This is a genomic window from Flavobacterium sp. H4147 (assembly GCF_029360735.1).
Classification (GTDB): domain Bacteria; phylum Bacteroidota; class Bacteroidia; order Flavobacteriales; family Flavobacteriaceae; genus Flavobacterium; species Flavobacterium endoglycinae.
Genome location: NZ_JARKNB010000003.1, coordinates 516,693 through 536,074, shown reverse-complemented (window position 1 = coordinate 536,074; position 19,382 = coordinate 516,693). Strand labels below are relative to the sequence as shown.

Genomic DNA, 19,382 nt, shown 5'->3' with positions numbered 1-19,382 from the left:
TTTTAACTTAAAGGCAGTTTGACTGTGAAAATGGTTCCTTTTGGTAAATTGTCTTCTACCAGTACTTCCCCATTGTGATTTTTAACAATACCATATACTACGCTTAAACCAAGCCCATTGCCTTCATTGGGACTTTTGGTAGTAAAGAACGGTTCAAAAATTTTGCTTTTTATATCTGCAGAGATACCGCATCCTTCATCTTCAATTCGGATAAATAAAAAATCGCTGTTATTTTCAACAATTGTTTTGATAGTACTTTTTGGAGATGATGCTTGAATAGCATTGATTAATAAATTAAAAAGAACCTGAGTTAATTGTACAGAATCGACTTTGATAGTTTCGACAGTATTGCGGAATATAAGTTCACTTTTGATTTCTTTTTTCTGAAAGTTCTGTTTTAAGAATGACAGAGCAAAAATGAAAAGAGGCTGTATTTCTTCCATTTTTAATTGCTGTGGAATTTCTTGTGAAAAGAACAGTAGCTTTTTTACGATTTCCCGGCTGTAAATTACTGAGTTAATTATAGTGGAGATATCGGAATCGATTTCAGGATCAGAATTTCCAGCTTTAATTAATTCTGCATATCCTAGAATATTGGCCAGCGGATTATTAAGCTCGTGGGCTATTCCGGTTGTCATTTCTCCCAAAAGAGATAATCGGTCGATTCTTTCTATAGTACGACGCAGCGCTTTTTTCTTTTCAAGAGTATGAAACTTTTCGATATAAAAACCCACTTCTACAGCAATTGTATTTAACAGTTCCTGCTCTTCATCAATAAATACACTTACATCACGATTTTTTGTAGGATAATGTACTTTTATAAATCCTTTTTCTTTATCAGGAAGAGGAATGTCACTTACCAGAAATATCGTTTTTTGGGGAAGTTTTGATGTAGTCAAATAAAAATCTCCAGCAAGAATTTCTACAATTACTTCTTCGTGAAAACGCCATGCATTTTTAGTGCTTAATATTACTTTTTTTAGCACAGCTGATTCAACTGCTGTCGCCTGCGATATTGTCTTTGTTATTTCGAAAAGGCAGGTTAATTCTTTTATCCTTTCTTTTAGTTTTTCTTCTGTTTCTGCCTGTTTCATTTTGTAGGAAATAATGATTTGTGTTTTTTAAATTTTGCGCAAAAGTACTTAATTGTTTTAAGAATTTTCTTAAAAATTACTTATAATTAATTATTTGATAATAAATAAATTAGCTAAAAATATTTATAACTTAATCTATTGTTTTTTTGACTTTTGGCGGCATTTTTATTTGCAAAAAAGTCTATTGAAAATGTCAGAATTTATGTTTTTTAACTTCACAGCCGTTTGAAGCAGTAAAACATTTAATAGACCCTTATTTTTTAATTCTGATTTGCCTGATTAAAAAAGTCTTATTTTAATAGTATTATGACTTTAATGGGAATATTTACGCTTTGCCTTTGTCTTAATTTTGCGGTATTACAAAAACATAAGCAAGCCAGATTTAATTAAAGAATAGATGAAAACCTCTCACTTTTCATTGCAGTTTGAACTCACTCTATCAGAGATACGAAAATTGCATAAGATGTATTTTGAAGAATCAAGTAAAGAAAGGATTGGAGCATTCTTTTTTATTACAGTACTCAGTTTGATCGTTTTTGATTTATATAATGAAGAGAATGATTTGATAGACTGGATCATTAGAAGTATGATTCTTATTTTGGTCTTTTTGATGGTTCAACATTCAGTTGTAAAATCAATTTCTAAAATTTTGTTTAAACTGGAAATGGAATTATTACACTGCAAGGGTTTTGTAAAAAGATACAAATTCAGTTTTACAGATTCATTTATAAGCGTAAGATCACCGCTTAGAAGTGTGTCGCATAAATGGTCAAAAATTGAAAAAGCTATTTTGACAAAAGATTTTTTCTTTCTGTATGTGAAAGGAAAAAACAACTACATAATTTCTATTGCTAATGAATCAGGGCACAATCATAATATAAATGAACTGATTGCATTTGTTGAAAATAATGTAACACATGTTACTAAAGTTTAAAGTAAATACGAAAAAAATTTTCGAATAAGATGACAGAGAAAAAAGAAAAAGTTTTGGTTCGCGACAATAAAGGCGTTTTTCTGAAAATGTTTAAAAGAAAATTTAAAAATGAATTTGAATTTTCAGAAGATTCTTTTTTGTTGAAAGATGAAGAAAAAGCAAAAGAATTTGATCATTCAATATTTGTGGTGTATGATAAATCGGAATTAATTGAGTTTCTGAAATTAGATTATAAAGGACGTAATTTTTTATTATGTCTCTTTGACAAACAATTACAAGTTAAGCTTTCGATATTTGATGAAATCAAGAATTTCAATTTAATCGATGCATCAAAAACTAGAGCGGAAGTTTTTAAAGATTTAAAATTATACTTTAAGAAAAAAACAGATTCGGCAACGAAGTTTCCGGATATGAACTTTTTGAATTTTAAAAATAAAGAAATGCCAGATGATGATTTTCAAAAGGCTTTATTTTTTATGATTTGATTTAATTGATTAGTTAGAAAACGGATAATAGTATTATCCGTTTTTTTTGTTTCCTAACAAAATTTTCTGCCAGAGTTTTTCCGTTTCGATTAAATCAGTAAATTGAACTTAAAATGAAAATAATAGAATAATGAAAAGTAAAATTAGACATTATGTTCCTCTTGCAATCTCCATATTTACCTTTGCAGGCTGTTATGCACAGAAAAAATCAAATGGAAATACTATTGTTTTAAAAAATAGTTCTGCAATAGAATTATCTCAGAAAGCGGTTTCTATCAAACGAAATCAACTTTCTTTAAAAAATGATTCAGGTAAATATCCCATTTTAATCAATAAAAAAGACACAATTCCTGCTCAGGTTAACGATCTGGATGGAGATGGAAAATGGGACGAACTTTTTTTAGTAACTGATTTTGCTCCAAATGAAACTAAAACCGCGGTATTAAGCTGGTCAGATAAAGATCCTAAATTTACAATTAGGACCAGTGTACGTTTTGGAAAAAGAGAAGGTAAAAATCTTCCTGTGCATCCTGATACGCAGGAAATACTTTTAGCGAATCAGGTTCATAAAAAATTAGGCTATCAAAAATACCAAACTGATGGACCAAGCTGGGAAAATGATAAAGTTGGATTTAGGCATTATCTTGATGGAAGAAATTGTAAAGATGTTTTCGGGAAAAAAATACATGGAATCACACCAGAAGATGTCGGTATAAATAGTAATGGCGCTGTAGAAGATAATTATCATGTAATGCACGAGTGGGGAAGAGATATATTTCCTGTTGGAAGTTCTGCTGGATTAGGCGGTTTTGCATTACTAACGGCAGACAATAAAATAAATAGGTTGGGAATTTTGGCTAATGATACCATAAATAATATCGAAAAAACAACTTTTAAAATTGTAAGCGAAGGTCCGGTCAATTCTGTTTTACACTATGAATATAAAAACTGGCTGGCATCAGGAAATAAATATCAGGCAAACGAAACCGCTTCTATATGGCCGGGAATGTATGGTTATAAAAATACAGTTTCTGTAAATGGTTTAAAGAATGATGACACACTCCTTATTACACTTTCAAATATTAATAATCAAAATCCATTGCAGGTAATCGATTCTGGCGATTTCGTCTGTTTTATTCAGCACGATAAATTAACCTATGAACGTCAGTGGATTTTAGGTACAGCCGTAATTATTCCGAAAAAAGATTATAAAGGATATATAGAAGCTCCAAAAACCGGTCAGCTGACTGATTCTTATTTGATAAAAATGAAAGTCAAAAATAATCAAGAAGTAAGCTATTATCCAATTGCTGGCTGGGAGCTAAGCGCTGATCCCGGTTTTAAAGATTCGGCTTATTTTACGACTTATGTAACAAATTTAGCAAAGCAATTATCTGCTAAAATTAAAGTTGAAGTGAAATAATACTGATTTCGGAAAACCAATATTGATAAAAGCGTAATAAATGATAGGAAATTTGGGTGCGCTGTGGGTAAATAAATAATGAATCGAGTAGTTTTTCCGCACATTCTCAATAGGGTAAAAGTTTTTTTAAGCCAAAATCCTATGTTTTGATAAAAAATAAAACGTTAAAATAAAATTTTTTAGGTCACTTTTGAAGTGCTTCAATCAAAGGTTAAGAAATTATTTTGATAGTAAATGTCTGAATAATAACTTGTTGTAAAGTGGCTGTTTTTGAAATATACTAATGTAATTTTAAAGTTAATTTTTCTCTTAAAAAACATTGACAATTTTTAACAGCAAATATGTTGTAACTACCAATCAAACTTCTATTTTTGCGCCTTAATTTAATAATTATAAGCATGAAAGATCTATTAGTAAAAATCAACGCCGAAATTGAAACATTCAAGGCAGAAGCTGAATCTTTAACTGAAAAAGGTATTAAAGCTGCAGGACCAAGAGCACGTAAAGCTACTTTAGAAATCGAAAAACTTTTAAAAGAGTTCAGAAAAGTTTCTATCGAAGAATCAAAAAAATAATACAATTAAACCTCGTCCAACTGACGAGGTTTTTTTTGCTCTGTATTTTTGTATTTCCATCAAATTACATAAGATGAAAAACTAGCTGTAGGAGAAAATTAATAAATTAGGGATAAGGCTAATTTCGTTCAATTTTATATAAAAAGATACGGGTAATTTTGTTCTATAAACAACATTAATTATGATAAAATTATTCTTTTTGATTGTATGGACGTTTAGCAGCTTTTTGAATGTATTTGCTCAGGAAAAATCTGTCCGTATCGATAGTCTGCTCCAGTCAGCTGTTCAGCGTGGTATGTTTAACGGAGTACTATTGGCTGCTCAAGATGGCAGAATTATGTATGAAAAGGCTTTTGGTTATGCTGATTTTGGGCAAAAAAAAGCTAATACCATACAAACTGGTTTTGAATTGGCTTCGGTTTCAAAAGTATTTACGGCAGTTGCTATTCTTCAGTTGAAAGACAAGGGAAAGTTAAAGTTTGATGATCCTTTTAGTTTGTATTATCCTGATTTTCCATACAAAACAGTTACAATACGTCAGCTGCTTTCGCATACTTCGGGCATTTCAGATCAGGATATTGAAAGTCAAAAAGCAGAAATTCCTTTTAAAGATACTTACACCAATCAGGAACTGGTAACATTTTTATCTCAACACACTTTTAAATTTAAATTATCGCCAAATGAGAAATGGTGGTACAGCAACACTGGATATGCTTTATTGGCGGCACTAGTTGAAAAGTTATCAGGAAAAACGTTTGATGTTTACCTTCAAAAAGAAATCTTTAAGAAAGCGGGAATGAAACATACTTATCTTAAATCGGATTTTTTGAATACTAAGCCGAATTTCCCAGAGGCTTTTAATTACGATTATCCTAAACGCTATATCTCGGAACGCGAGAAAATGGAAGGCAGTAAAAGTTATTATCATACTGCCAGTTATGGCGCCAGCAATGTAGTAAGTACAGTACATGATTTATTATTATTCGATAATGCGCTATACAATACTACATTGGTGAACCAAAGTACATTGAAAGAAGCATATCAATCTACAATGTTGAAGAATGGTGAAAAGAATTATGTCTGGATCAATATTGGAGGAATGGGAAAGGCATATGATGGTTTGGGCTGGTTTTTGTTTGATGATGAATCTGCTGGAAAAACAGTGTGGCATACGGGTGGAATGCCTGGTTGTGTTACGATATTACTTCGGAATGTAGAAAAGAAACAAACCGTTGTATTACTCGATAATGTAAACAGCGAAGGAGTGTATTTAACCGCTTTTAATACACTAAATATTTTAAATAATCAGCCGCTTCTGCCAGTGCGTAAATCTTTTGCAAAAGTATATGGAAAAATACTCATGAAATATGGGGATGAAGCTGCAGATTTATTTTTGATTGAAAATCGTACTCGTAAAAATCTGTATTCAATTTCTGAAAACGACCTGAATAATTTAGGTTATGATTTTCTTTCAGATAAATTGTATTCACAAGCTTTGAAGGTATTTAAAACCAATATTGTACTTTTTCCTGAAAGTGATAATACCTACAACAGTTATGGAGAAGCATTATATAAAATAGGGAAAAAGGACGAAGCCCTGCAAATGTTTAGGAAATCTTTGGAAATAAATCCTGAAAATGAGGACTCAATAAAGGCAATTGAAGATTTTACCAAATAAAAATATCAAGTTATTTTTAATATAAAAATTTCAAATTCCAATTGATATTGTGATTCATTGACGAAGGACGAGAATTAAAGTGCTGCAGAATTTTTTTTGGGGTAACAATAACTTCTTTTTGAATCTGGTCAAACCATTGTATTTCTTTGGTTACTTCGGCACAGCATTCATTTTTTGCATTAAAAAAAGAACTTTTGATTTTGATTTTATCATCAATTTGACAGTGCTTCATTTCAATTAAAAATGACTCAGTAAACATAAGGTTTTTATAGCAGATGAATTCATTATTTGCTTCTACAAAGCCCAAATGTAAAGCATTTAATTTCTCTTTTGAAATACCATTATCAAATAAAAAGTGGTACCATAATTTAAGCGTGTAGGAAGTATAAGCGATGGTTTCCATTACCATACTATCATTTACATCTTCGCCTGTAACTGTGTAATTTTTGCAGATCATTTTTGAATTCAGTTTAGGTTAGTAATAAAAAGAGGCCGGCTAAGTATGAAACCGGCCTCATAATAAATGTCCAATGAATTTCTTAATCAGAAGACATTTATTTAGTCAGTAAAAAGTTGTAATCGATTTTGACTTTGTCAGCAATTTTCTTTCTCACTAAACTTGGTATTTCTATACCGTAATCTTCAGGTTTTGCTTCAAAAGAACCAATCATATTCACGCCTCCATTTGCAGCTTTTGAAATTTTTACCGTCACGGTTACAGGTTTTGTTTTTCCGTGAATAGTAAGGTCGCCTTTTAAGGTGAAGTTTTTTGGTGTATTTGAGATTTTAGAAATGTCAAAATCTTCAATTTTGCCTTTTAAGGTTGCTTTCGAAAACTTTTCAGATTCCATGTAATTTTCATTGAAATGCTCTTCCATCAAAGCGACTTTAAAGCGAAATCCTTTTATAAGTACCAGCGAAGCAAAATCTCCAGTTGACTGCTCTAATACGGCCGATACACTTTTGTTTTCTGCAGCCACTTCTTCATAAGAAGGCATCGAAGCCTGAAATTTAATACTGCCAGTTTTAGTTATTAGTTTTTGTGCCGAAACATTGGTATTTATACTCAAAAACACAAGCAGTATTAAATAGATGATATATGACTTTTTCATATTGATTAATTTTCTTTTAGTCCGTCTGTATTCCATTTTACAATTACGTCAATATTTGCTTGAGACATTCTCCCGCCTTGTGGCATAATACCTTGTTGTCCATTCTGCAGCTGAATTCTAGTAAGTAAACCCGCTGTTTCTACGGCTGCTTTTACTTCGGCATAAGTAGTTAAAGGTCTAAAAGCAGCTGTTCTTCCAGCTTGATGGCATGATACACAATTAGAAGTAATAATTGCTTTTACATTTTTATCATAAGTAACTGCAGTTGCTGGTTCTGAAGGATTTCCGGTTCCAGGATTTCCGGGATTAGTTGGTGTCTCGATATCTTGATACGTGTCAGAATCGCTGCAGCTTGCAAATACAGCCATTAAAATAGAAAGTGCTAATACTTTTTTCATAGTTTGTTTTTTTATTGGTTAATTAAAATACTCGATATAAGTTAAATCCGAAGAAGAAATCTCCTTTGCCCCAGTCGCCCGCTGCATTTGTTACATATCCGCTTTCGTTCATAGCCTGCGAATTGGTGAATATCAACTGAAATACGTGTCCGCCGGTTTCAATATCAAGACCTACAGATAATGGGTTTTTGTAAAAATCTGGTTTGTCAAAATTGTGCATGTATTCTAAGTTGACAGATAATCGTTTGGTGATTTTATAGCGTCCGCCGCCTCCAAAAGAAAACTGATTATCTCTTTCAATATCAGGATTGTAAAGGTTTTTATGAATGAATGACGGCACTAACTCGAATGAAAGTTTTTCAGTGAATTTTCTAGAGATTAATAACTGTTGTACATAGGTTAAGCGATGTTTAAATTCTAAACCTGGATATTGATCTTTTTCTAAAAAAGAATTAATATCTGCAACGCTGTACCCAACAATGTCTACAGGAAAATGATCGTCCTGCCTTGCCAAACGGTATTTCAAACCAGTTTCATACATTTTATTTAGAGTATGTCGTGAAAGACTCACAGAAAGCCAGTCCGTTACACCATAAATTCCACCCAATTTTGTAGTGGCATTATCAAGACCAAAAAAACTGTCAAAACCATCTTTTACAGTTCCAAAGCGGTGTGAGACTATAAAATAAAATTCTTTTTTGGCAGCCATTTTTGTCGATTGTAAGGTTACGATTTGTAAAGCTTTAAAAGCTGTTACCGGCGTTTTTCCGTCTACCTGTGTAGAATCAAGGCTGTTTAATAAATCATCCTGCGAATAAGCCATAGAAGCCAGGAAAAGGCATAGAGGCACTAGAAATTTCTTCATAAATAGTTAATTATTTGGTTTGTTAATCGTGCATTGATCTAGTTTAATTTCTTGAAACAGTTCGTCGTAACCAATGCATTTGCCTTTAACGACTGCATTAGTGTTTAATAAATTATGTTTTAGTTTTTGATTGAAAAGACAGAAAACACTGCTCTGAAGTATGATAACAGAATCTGTTTCTTTAGTTACAGTTCCTTTTATTTCGATAGTTTTATTGAGGTACTGTAAATCTGCTTTTTTAGGATCAGAATTATAATCATCAATCAATTGTGAAGCGGTGATGCTTATCTCTGGATTTTCTGATTCTATATTACGTGCTTCCTTAAATAGAAAGCCATAATAAAAATAAATGCCACCAGCGACAATTATCAGCAGGGCTGCCATTAATAAGGCTGTTTTTTTTCTTTTCATTTCTATTCTTTTTGATAGGGTTTAATAGTAAAACAGCTTTGATGCAGATTACCCTACCAAAGAATTGTGATTTTGTAAAAAAAAAGATAAAAAAGTAAAGAAAGGATTGTTATAACCTTTGTTATTAAGGAGTTATAATGAAACCCTAAAGCTCATATTTGGAGTTCTCTGCAGGGCAAAAGTTTCAACTTCTTCTATAGAATTCGTCAGTGAGCTAATTCGGTAGTATTCGCCGATTTCGTTTTTTCGGTTTAAAATATTCAGAATTGAGATTCCTATTTTGTATTGAATGCCTTTAACACTTTCCCATTTATAAGTCGAAGAAAGATTAACCTGTGAAAAGACATGTAAATTGGTGTTGTTTGGTTTGTGATACACTAGTACAGGATCTGAAAAATCAATTTGAGAAACGTCTGGAGAAGTTATTGGTTTACCCGAAGTCCATTTGGTTCCTAATGCAATTTTGAAATTGTTTTTCTCATACATTACCGCCCACGAAACCGTGTGGATTAATTCAAAATTGTTTGGAAATCGTTGAAATTCATAATTAGGAAAATCGTAATTATTATTGTTGAACGTATAACTAAACCAAGTTAGAAAATGATTCATTTTTTTCTGAACCAAGATTTCCGTTCCCAGAACTTCATAATCTCCTGTGGTGCGTACAAATTCCAATTGGTTTTGAAATCCCTGACTAGAAGTTGTAATTCCGTTTACTCTTTTATAAAAGTTTTCAATATCCAGCAGCCAGTCATTCTTCTTATAAAATAAACTTAAAGACAATTGTTTGCTTCTTTGAATAGGAATTGAAGTATTGTTAGCTATAATCCAGCGCCTTTTTTCAATTCCGAAATAATCTTTCTGTAAATCAATTATCTGCTGTGAATTTTGGTTTTTAAGTTCGCCTAAAAGTTCAAAATGAAGGTTTTTGTTAATACCGTAATTAAATTGAATTCGCGGCTCAATAATAAACTTTTTAAAGTTTTCGATGTAATTCAATCGTGTGCCAGCTTTGAAATAAATCCTGCTGATGGTATCATTGTATTTCCCTTCAACAATAAGAGCGTGGGTTCTTAAAACGTCTTTTACTTTGCGGAAAAAATCAGGATTGCTGACACGCTCTAGATTCGTAACGCCAATTTCGTTAAACTGATAACCATCATTTAGGCTGAATTTAGAATTAAGAATATGCTGGTTTTCTAAATTAATTCCGTTGTTGTTAACCGTGTTTTCTTGAATAACAAGCTGGTTTCCAATGCTGGTTCTTTGATTTCCCAGTAGTTCGTATGACGAATTGTAAATGTTGATTTTTGTGGTATTAAAACTATTCCAGTTTCTTTTCCATGATAAATTACCGCCATAATTCTGCTGGCGTAAAGTATTGTTTTCAGATCGGTATATGTCGTATGCCGTTGCACTCTGGAAAACTTCCAGATTGTCCTGAATCGTTATTAAATCAAGAATTATTTGATCTTTTTCGCCAATTTTTTGAGCGTATTTAAAAGTCGCATCATAAAAACCAAACTTTTTGTCGCTTTGATAATCGACATTTTGATTTTGTGCAAAATCAGTGATTGTAGTGTTTTGGAACACTTTATTGAAATATTCTTTATAAGTAGGAGTTTCTACAAAATCTGTAATAGATTTACGTGCCGAGATTTCGATAAAACTCTTTTTGGAAAGATTGTATTTTCCATAAACATCGGCGTTAATCATATTTATTCCGGCACCAAAACTGTTTTTTTCGGTTGTTTCTGGAGTAGAAGAAATGTCAACTACACTCGATACGCTTTCGCCGAAAAAAGCCGAACTTCCGTTTTTATAAATTGAAATAGTATGCGCCAAATTGGGATTAAAAACCGAGATTAAACCAAAGAAATGTCCGGTTTGGAACATTCGGATTCCGTTCCATAAAAATAGATTTTGATCGTGCGTGCCACCGCGGACATTAATGCTCGAAACACTTTCGTCAATACTGTTTACGCCGGGAATCTGCTGCATTGCCTGAAGTGCATCAGGCTCGATAAGTCCGGGAAGGATTCCGAATTTTTTCGGTTTAATTTCAAATGAACCGTCTGTGTTTTTCGAAATACCCGAAGCAAGAATAGCGCTGGCTTTGATTTCTTTTAGTTCTGTAATTTCAGGTTCTAGTACAATCTGAAAACAATTTTTAGGATCAGAATTATCAGCAGAAACTTTTTTAGATAGAAATCCAATGTGGCTCACTAAAAGCGTATTTGTATTCGTTTTGATACATTCAAAATATCCATTGTAATCCGTTTTAACCTGCGCTTTGTTGTTTAAACTTATATTGGCATTTTCAATAGGTTTTTTATCTGTGGCAGAAAAAACATATCCGCAGATTTTTTGAGTTAACTCTTTATTTTTATGAATATTGATGAATTTGTTGTCAATATTTTCAAATGACAAATTGGTGCTTTGGGTGAGATACTCCAATTTCTGATCTAACGAAAGTGACCTCTTTGGCGGCATTAACTGCAATCCAGCAATGTTTTCTTCAAGATAATTAAAGCTAACCTGATGCTGCTGTTCAATATCAATTATAATTTTATTCAAAGACACAGCTTTTCCTTTGTCCTGACCCAATAAATTGAGGACATAGAAAAAGAGGCAAAACAAAAAATGATATTGTTTGGGGAGCAACATTTATTTTTCGTCAATAATTATTTTATTTTTTGAAACTTTTTGAACTTTTACGTCATATGTCGTACTGATGATCTGCAAAACAGTTTCCAGATTTTTCGCAGGTAATTTTCCTGTAAATAATGACGTCGTATCTTTTGCATTTAATTCGATACTGATATTGTATTGTCTTTCCACTTCGTCTAAAATAGTTTTGATATTTTCTTTATAAAAAGATATTCGATTTTCTATCCATTCTGGTTTTACTGAAGTGATGGTCATTTTAATTTCTTTTCCATTTTCAAAACTCACACCTTGACCATGAGTCAGCAGAATTTGCTGGTTGGCATAATTTACTTTTACACGTCCTTCGTAACACACAACATCAAACCTGTTTTTTCTGGCCTTTACATTAAATTGTGTTCCTAAAACGGCCACTTTACCAAGTTTTGTTTGTACTTCAAAACGTCTTCCTTTGGCCACTCTAAAATACGCTTCTCCTTGAAGTTCGAGATGTCGGTGAGTGTTCCAATTCCATTTTTTGTATTGTATTTCAGAACCGGAATTTAATACTACTTCTGAATGATCTGGTAATGAAAAAGAGGTTCTTTCGCCTAAAGCAGCGGTTTCTGTTTCATGTACAGTCATTTTAAAAGCAAGCGTAATTCCTAGAGCGATAACAAAAATTGCTGCCGCACGGAAAAGCCACGTTTTGTATATCGGAATTACTTTTGGCGTTTCTTTTTTCTGTTTCAGAATAGAAGAAAGCATTGCATCTTCATCTGAATCATCTATCATTAAATGATCGGTATATTTTTTTATTTTCTGATATTTTTCAAAGTCGGGACTGGCTTCAAATGCAGCTAATTCGTCCTGAGACAAATCGTTGTTAAGCCATTTGGCCAATAAGTGATTCTTTTTCATTGTACCGGTATTATGTTATTAAAACAGTCAGGATTAAATTTACCCTACTTTTATAAATCAATTTCTTTACGTAAGCTTAACAAAGCCAAATGAATGCGTTTTTCGACTGCTTTTACGCTGATATTTAAATCTGCCGCTATCTCGCTGTACTTTTTTCCATCAATACGATGCATTAAAAAAGCAATACGCTGTTTTTCGTTTAAGTTTTCTATTGCCTTTAAAAGTTTGGCTTGAAACTGCTTTTCTTCCAGAAGATATTCAGGATTCTGATTGGTTTTGTCCAAGCCAGTGAAATCTTTTTCATATTTCAAAACTACTTTTTGATGTGCAATTTCATTAAGACTGCTGTTATTGGCAATTGTGTACACGTATGATTTTGCTTTTTCAAGCGGCACAGTAGAACAGTTCTGCCAAAGTTTTAAAAAAGCTTCCTGCGCAATATCTTCCGCCTTTTCCAGATTACCAAATTTGTAAAAAAGGAAATTGCGGAGCGCTTTTATATGACCTTTAAAAAAGGACGAAAAAATAATTTCGTCGCAAGTGTTTGATTGGGGGTTATTTGGCATTTAGATTTTACAATTTGTAAGATGCAAAAGTATTTGTTTTTAGTTTAAGTAGGGTAAAAGTAATCATGATTGTTTTATTAGAACATAAAATGTTGTTTTTCATGTGATTATTAAGTAGAAAAAATGAAATCAAATCTTTTCAAACCCAATTTATTAAAAAGCAGTTTCTTGAATTTTTATTACCTTTGTAAAAATAAAAGTATGCTGTCTCTAAAAAAATATTTGTCACCAATAATTTTGCTTTTTTTATTGTCCTGCCAGAACGGAATGGACGAGCAGGATTCTAGCAATCAGAGTACAGTGACCAAAAATTCGCCTCTAACGACCTATTTGCAAAGAGTTGCAATGGTTCCAACGGTGCAGGATAATATGATAGACGGATCGACGTATTGTACTATAAAATTCCCATACACTGTAACCGTAAACAATGAAGTAATTGCCATTAATTCAGCAGCTGATTACCAAAAAGTAGTTGATAATATCAATGCGAGTAATACTGACGATGATATTGTGAAAATAACTTTTCCCGTTACAATGGTGTATTATAATTACATTCAGAAATTAATACCTAATCAGTCTGATTTTAATGATTTAATTGCCTACTGGAATCTTTATCCCGACCTTTTATCTAAAATCAACGGACTCAATATTAATTATCCTATTACAATCAACATTTATAATAGTGCTAATCAAATTGCAAGTTCAACATCGATAATAAGTGATCAGGCGTTTTTTAATTTTATAAAAAACCTAAACGAAAGCCAATATATTTCTTTACAATACCCGATTTCAATAGTAGATTATAATTATCAGACAAAATTAATTTCGAGCAATTTAGATTTCGAAAATGCTATTAAATACGCCATTGACAATTGTCCGGAAAATAATATTGCAACTCTTAATTTTGCATCAACGATTGTAAACGGAACTTGGAAAATTCCCTATTTTTTTGACGATTCAGATAAAACGTCTTTGTTTAGCGGATATTCATTTGTATTTAAAAATGATATGTCTGTTGTCGCAACGAAAGACGGAACCACCGAAACAGGCCAGTGGCAGACAACAGCCCAATATGGCGTACAGGAATTAAAATTAAACTTTAGTTCTGCATTACTCAGTAAATTAAATAACAACAGCTGGAAATTATTTGAATTCAATAACTCACAGATTCGATTACGAAATGTAGCCACTAATAATACTGATTATCTTTATTTTGAAAAGTAATAGTGAAATGATATTTAAACAAAAAAAGGATGAACTTATGTTCATCCTTTTTTATTCTGTGAAAATTGAAAGCTTGTCTTTTGTAAATCTTCGTCAAAAAATATATTTTCATTTTACGCTTTAACCTTCTTCGGTTTTGATTTCTTTTTTCCTTTTTTCCACCAAATAATAAATCCCGTTATAGGAAGAGATGCACTAATTAAACTGACCAAACTCCAGATTATTTTTCCGGCAAGGCCAAAGAAAACTCCTGTGTGCAGATCGTGGTTGCTGGCTTCATATATATCGGCAGCATTATTATCTTTGTAAAGTTTAGTTCGAAGCATTTGCCCCGTTTTCCCGTCGAAGAAAATTGTATTTTGGTTTCTAGCCCAATTGTTAGGGTAGGTCATACGCAATCGAAGTTCGCCCGTTTTTCTAATTGAAAATGAAACCGAAGTCGCTCCCGGATATTTAGAATTCGCATTTTCATAAATGGCATTGTACCGAACAGGAATCGTAGTTGAATCGATTTTTTGATTCGAAATCACTTCATCACCTTTTCGAAGTGTACTTCCCGTTACTAAACTGACCGTTTTTTTAACCGTATCATATTTAAAATAGGTTCCTGAAAAAGCAATTAATAATAAAAAAATCGATGCATAAAAACCTAAAACCTGATGCAAATCGAAATTAACTCTTTTAAAAGAACCGCTCCATTTTATTTTCAAAGATTGTTTTATCAGTCGCCTTTGATTTGGAAACCATAAAATGAGTCCAGTAAGGAGCATGATGATAAAAATCACAACCGACCATCCTTGTATAAATTCCCCAAAATCGCCTAATAATAAATTGCGGTGTATTTCTAAAACGGTATTCAGCCAGTCGGAGCCTTGTTCTTTAATCAGAGTTCCATCGTAAGGATTAAAATAGTACGTTTTTTTCTTTTTGGTAGAAATCTCAACTGCCGCATTTGGTTCTTCACGGTTTATTTTTAGAGCCGTAATTTTCTTTTTAGGTTCAAGATGTTCGTAATTTTCAAGTATCGTTTTTAATCCTATAAAAGGCTTCTGCTGAACGGGAACGTGTAAGTATTCTTGATGTGAAAAATCACGGATTTCTTCTTCAAAAACATACAGAAATCCAGTAATGCTCACTATAAAAACAATGAGGCCCGATGCTAAACCGAGCCACAAATGTATTTGTCTGATAGTATTTTTTAAACCTTTGGTCATAATTGTAATAAAGTCCAAATGTAGAGAATATCATTGGAAATGATAAACACAAATATTAGAATTTAAAAGTAATATTTCCCGTTACTCTCGTTGGATTCTGAGCAGCTAAACGATACGACCAATATTTTTCATTCGTAAGATTGTCTACTTTTAATCCTAATCTGTATTTTGGTCTGTCGTAGAAAACAGAAGCATCTAGAACAGTATATTCAGGAATACTAAATTTGAAATCAGCAGTATTGGTTTGATAGTAACGGCTTCCATAAATTCCTCCCACACCAAATCCCAGACCAGATGCAGCACCTTCCGTTAAACGGTAACTTGCCCAAAGATTGGCAGTTGTTGGCGAACCCGCAGTTGTTGGTCGTAATCCGTTTGTGCTTGGACTTGCTTTAGTAAGTCTACTGTCATTATACGTATAACCCGCTACAATGTTTAATCCGCGAATTGGGTTTGCAATAAACTCTGCTTCAAAACCTTTACTTAACTGTGTTCCATCCTGAATTTGAAAGTTTACGTGATCAGGATCTTCACGAGTAACATTCGTAACTTGAATATCATAGTAACTAAAAGTAGCACTGATTTTGCTGAAATCAAATTTCAATCCTCCTTCTAACTGATTGGCTTGGTTTGGTTTAAAAGTATTTCCGTTGAAATCAGAACCACCAACGTTATTAAAACCGTTCATGTAATTTCCAAAAACAGATACTTTTTCCTTTACGATTTGGTAAACCGCTCCAAATCGAGGAGAAAATGCTGTTTGGTTGTAATTTCCAGTAGTAAGATTGGTACTTGGGTAATAGGCTCCTTTATTAATATAACGATCTGCTCTAAGACCAGCCATTACGATTAATTTTTCCGTAACGTTTAATACGTCAGATACATACGCACTGTACGTTCTTTCGTTATTAGAAACAAAATTTGAGTAAGTAGCGGCAGCAAATAATGGTTTTATTTTCTCAAGAGTAAAGTTGTTATAAGCCGCTCCCGGTTCTCTATAATTGATAGCTGGCATGTTTACCGATGCATCGTTACGAGTTGCACGAAGACTATAGAAATCAAAACCAGCAACAACTCGGTTACGAAGATTTCCAATTTTAAAATCACCATTAAAATTCTGCTGAATATCAGTTCCGTAATAAGGATAATCTTGGTTGGTAACTTGTTGTCTTAGTGTTTCATTACTTAATGCAGTCAATTGTACTACATATCCTTCTGACGATGATCTTGTACGCGAAATAACGGTTTGCGACGTCCATTCATCGGACATTTTATATTTCAACTGAGCAAATATGTTGTATTGCTGACTCGTGTAATTCACTGTATTATTGGCAAATGAAAGTTTATAAGGAATTTGCATTTCTTCAATACTATGTGCTGTAGCATCTGCTTTTGTATATGGCGCTAATCTTGTCGGAGAAGTTCCTTTTGAAGCACTAAATTCAGCATCGATAAGTAAAGTCAATCTTTCGTTTACCTGATATGAAAAACTTGGCGCTATAAAAAAGCTTTTGTTGAATCCAGCATCTTGAAAACTTCTTTCGCTGTGTAAAGCTGTGTTGATTCTAAAAAGAGCTGTTTTTTCTTCGTTAAGCGGTGTATTAATATCAGCCGTAAAACGATTCAAATCCCAATCTCCAGCAGAATAGGAAACTTCACCTTTAAAGAAATCAAAAGGCTTTTTAGTAACTCGGTTAAACAATCCTCCAAAAGAAGAAATCGTACTTCCAAACAAAGTTGCCGATGGTCCTTTAATAACTTCAATACGTTCTAAGTTAGACGGATCGATAGTAGTATAAGTAAAACTTCCAACTCCGTTTCGTACCAATTGAGGTGTTGCAAAACCTCTAGAAATGTTGGTTGTTCTACCTTGGTTTCGAACTTCGGCAATACCGGCTCCAGGAACGTTTTTAAAAGCACTGTTATAATCGGTGATCACTTGTTCCTTCATAAGTTCCTTACTTACAATGGTATAAACCTGCGGATTTTCCATGTTTTTTAGTTTCATTTTCGAAACCTCTTCACTTTCTTTTCTGGCAAAACGATTTCCTCCAGAACTCACGATTACTTCTTCTAATTTTTGAGAAGTGTACGTTAGTTCAAAATCAAGTTTTGCATCTGTATTATTTTGATCTACTAAAACAGTAGCAGGAGAAGCATCGTATCCGTTTAATTTAATTTCAACTAAATACGTTCCAAAAGGAATATTTCTTAGTTGGTAGGAACCATCAGAATCAGTTGTGGCAGTTTTATTTAATTCTGAAATTTTAATGGTGGCACCTTGTAAAGAATTTCCGTCTTTCAAAATAGCGTGACCCGAAATTGTTCCCACTGTTGATTGAGAAAAAGCTGTTTCTGAACCTATGAAGATCGCCAGAAAAGCAAGAAACACATGTAGTAAAATATTGTTACTAAGTGTTTTAAAATTTGTTTTCATATAAAATCTGTAATTTATTCTTATTTAGACTGATTACAAATATATTAAATAAGACAAACTTCTAAGAGTAAGATTAAAATTTTCTTAAAAAATAATTAAAATGTTAACATAGAGATTTGTGCCAAATTTCAAAGCTGATATTTGGATAATGAATAGGGAAGTGTGTATAGATTTTAAATCGAATTTCGATCAATAAAATTAAACGGAACTTTAACTTGTCCTCTTTCTTTGTTTAAGATCATTCGGGCGGCAGTTTCTCCCATTACATTAAAATCAGTTGACATAACGGTAATGCCTAAAAGCTCTTTTAAAGGAGTATCATTATAAGAGATCACACCAATTTCTTTTCCTAAAACAAACTCTTCATCTCGAATCTGCTTCATTAAATTTACCAGATCAGATTCTTCGATTGTAATAAATAAATCACCTTTCTTCAGAATCATATCGTCATACACTTCACTCAAAATCTCAAAATTGATTTCGTGTTCAACGCAGAATTTTCTAAAACCATGTAAAATTCTTCTCGGATACGGATAAACGGCTTTATCCGGATATACCAAAATTAAACGTTTGTATTTTGTTATTTTAGAAAGACCTTCTTTTAGAGCATTATAAATATCATTTTCGAAATCCTGATAAATTTTAATCACATCATCACCAGTTCCTAATTTGATATTGTCTAAAACAACCAGCTTTTCCTGCGGGATCTTTTTAATCGCATTTACAACATCGTCAGTGAAACTTAAATGCTTTAATTCGTCGGTTTTAAAATGGGTGGTAATCACATAATAATCGTAAGCGCCTTCAAACTTATCTAAGATATTCAGAAATAAAGTTTCGTCGCAGTGGTAAATTTGAAGATCAGTATGAGCATTTGCGCCAAGAGTATCAATAAATGAGCTGTAGGTTTTCATTTTATACGAACTCAATTTATTGGTCAAAAACAAAATATTGACTTTCGATTCTAATTTTGTTCTCGTTATATAATAGCCTTTTCCTCTAATAGAAGAGATGATTTTTCGCTCTTTTAAAATATTATAGGCTTTTTCAACGGTATCGCGTGACATGTAAAACTCCTCACTGAAACTGTTTATAGAGGGAATTTTTTGGTTGATTTTTAAATTTCCGTTAGCAATATTCTGCAAAATCGAGTCTACAATCTGCTTGTATTTTGGAACTCTCGAATCCTCATCTATTTTAATTAACTTAATCATGCTTGTAATTTCCAAATCAGTTCATTTTTTTTAAATGAATGCCGATTTTTTTTAATTATAATTTAATGAAAAGCAACCTAAAAAACTGCTTATGTATTGATTTTACTACTTTCCTTACAAAATGCTAAATTAAAATCAAACTTTATTTTATTTTCAAGCAGTTATCTTAATTTGAGACTTATTTG

Annotated in this window: 18 protein-coding genes; 6 read left to right on the top strand and 12 right to left on the bottom strand. The window is 32.5% G+C overall.

The features are described from left to right. Window positions 1-2: 2 nt before the first annotated feature. Entirely contained in the window at window positions 3-1,094 is a 1,092-nt protein-coding gene (locus P2W75_RS16305; protein WP_276381299.1) for a sensor histidine kinase, read from the bottom strand. Window positions 1,095-1,557: 463 nt separating this feature from the next. Here P2W75_RS16305 and P2W75_RS16300 point away from each other — a divergent pair, with 463 nt between their 5' ends. The 5 genes from P2W75_RS16300 to P2W75_RS16280 all read left to right on the top strand — a co-directional run bounded on the left by P2W75_RS16300 (window position 1,558) and on the right by P2W75_RS16280 (window position 6,189). Next, the gene (locus P2W75_RS16300; protein WP_276381298.1) at window positions 1,558-2,028 is read left to right on the top strand and encodes a YcxB family protein; all 471 of its coding nucleotides are present in this window, start codon (window positions 1,558-1,560) and stop codon (window positions 2,026-2,028) included. 29 nt (window positions 2,029-2,057) lie between these two features. Beyond that, window positions 2,058-2,513 (top strand): hypothetical protein, encoded by a 456-nt coding sequence (locus P2W75_RS16295; RefSeq protein WP_276381297.1) that lies wholly within the window; start codon window positions 2,058-2,060, stop codon window positions 2,511-2,513. A 130-nt stretch (window positions 2,514-2,643) separates the two neighbouring features. Continuing rightward, a complete protein-coding gene (locus P2W75_RS16290; RefSeq protein ID WP_276381296.1) occupies window positions 2,644-3,936 on the top strand; it encodes a DUF4861 domain-containing protein in 1,293 nt (430 codons plus the stop codon). Window positions 3,937-4,334: 398 nt separating this feature from the next. Beyond that, on the top strand, window positions 4,335-4,511 hold the full coding sequence (locus P2W75_RS16285; RefSeq protein ID WP_012026201.1) for a histone H1: 177 nt from the start codon (window positions 4,335-4,337) through the stop codon (window positions 4,509-4,511). 181 nt (window positions 4,512-4,692) lie between these two features. Next, window positions 4,693-6,189, top strand: coding sequence for a beta-lactamase family protein (locus P2W75_RS16280; protein ID WP_276381295.1), 1,497 nt, complete (start codon window positions 4,693-4,695; stop codon window positions 6,187-6,189). Window positions 6,190-6,205: 16 nt separating this feature from the next. On the opposite strand, the gene P2W75_RS16275 is transcribed toward P2W75_RS16280, so the two are convergent. The 8 genes from P2W75_RS16275 to P2W75_RS16240 all read right to left on the bottom strand — a co-directional run bounded on the left by P2W75_RS16275 (window position 6,206) and on the right by P2W75_RS16240 (window position 13,108). Then, a complete protein-coding gene (locus tag P2W75_RS16275; protein ID WP_276381294.1) occupies window positions 6,206-6,646 on the bottom strand; it encodes a hypothetical protein in 441 nt (146 codons plus the stop codon). Between the two features lie 97 nt (window positions 6,647-6,743). Further along, entirely contained in the window at window positions 6,744-7,301 is a 558-nt protein-coding gene (locus tag P2W75_RS16270) for a YceI family protein (protein WP_239023116.1), read from the bottom strand. A 5-nt stretch (window positions 7,302-7,306) separates the two neighbouring features. Beyond that, complete coding sequence (locus P2W75_RS16265) at window positions 7,307-7,699, bottom strand: cytochrome c (protein WP_207295800.1); 393 nt, start codon at window positions 7,697-7,699, stop codon at window positions 7,307-7,309. Between the two features lie 22 nt (window positions 7,700-7,721). Next, window positions 7,722-8,564, bottom strand: coding sequence for a DUF5777 family beta-barrel protein (locus P2W75_RS16260; protein ID WP_276381293.1), 843 nt, complete (start codon window positions 8,562-8,564; stop codon window positions 7,722-7,724). Window positions 8,565-8,570: 6 nt separating this feature from the next. Next, window positions 8,571-8,975 carry a hypothetical protein gene (locus P2W75_RS16255; RefSeq protein WP_276381292.1) on the bottom strand — a complete coding sequence of 135 codons (405 nt, stop codon included), beginning with the start codon at window positions 8,973-8,975 and terminating at the stop codon, window positions 8,571-8,573. Between the two features lie 132 nt (window positions 8,976-9,107). Next, complete coding sequence (locus tag P2W75_RS16250; protein ID WP_276381291.1) at window positions 9,108-11,558, bottom strand: TonB-dependent receptor; 2,451 nt, start codon at window positions 11,556-11,558, stop codon at window positions 9,108-9,110. 84 nt (window positions 11,559-11,642) lie between these two features. Then, complete coding sequence (locus P2W75_RS16245) at window positions 11,643-12,542, bottom strand: FecR domain-containing protein (RefSeq protein WP_276381290.1); 900 nt, start codon at window positions 12,540-12,542, stop codon at window positions 11,643-11,645. A 50-nt stretch (window positions 12,543-12,592) separates the two neighbouring features. Then, entirely contained in the window at window positions 12,593-13,108 is a 516-nt protein-coding gene (locus P2W75_RS16240) for an RNA polymerase sigma factor (protein WP_207295805.1), read from the bottom strand. A gap of 222 nt (window positions 13,109-13,330) precedes the next feature. Between P2W75_RS16240 and P2W75_RS16235 the strand changes: the two genes are divergently transcribed. After that, window positions 13,331-14,332: a hypothetical protein gene (locus P2W75_RS16235; protein ID WP_276381289.1), complete on the top strand. Its 1,002-nt coding sequence runs from the start codon at window positions 13,331-13,333 to the stop codon at window positions 14,330-14,332. Between the two features lie 113 nt (window positions 14,333-14,445). On the opposite strand, the gene P2W75_RS16230 is transcribed toward P2W75_RS16235, so the two are convergent. From P2W75_RS16230 to P2W75_RS16220, 3 genes are all read right to left on the bottom strand, one after another. Then, window positions 14,446-15,546 (bottom strand): PepSY domain-containing protein, encoded by a 1,101-nt coding sequence (locus tag P2W75_RS16230; protein ID WP_276381288.1) that lies wholly within the window; start codon window positions 15,544-15,546, stop codon window positions 14,446-14,448. Between the two features lie 55 nt (window positions 15,547-15,601). Next, a complete protein-coding gene (locus tag P2W75_RS16225; protein ID WP_276381287.1) occupies window positions 15,602-17,983 on the bottom strand; it encodes a TonB-dependent siderophore receptor in 2,382 nt (793 codons plus the stop codon). Between the two features lie 173 nt (window positions 17,984-18,156). After that, complete coding sequence (locus tag P2W75_RS16220; RefSeq protein ID WP_276381286.1) at window positions 18,157-19,197, bottom strand: GntR family transcriptional regulator; 1,041 nt, start codon at window positions 19,195-19,197, stop codon at window positions 18,157-18,159. Window positions 19,198-19,382: the final 185 nt, after the last annotated feature.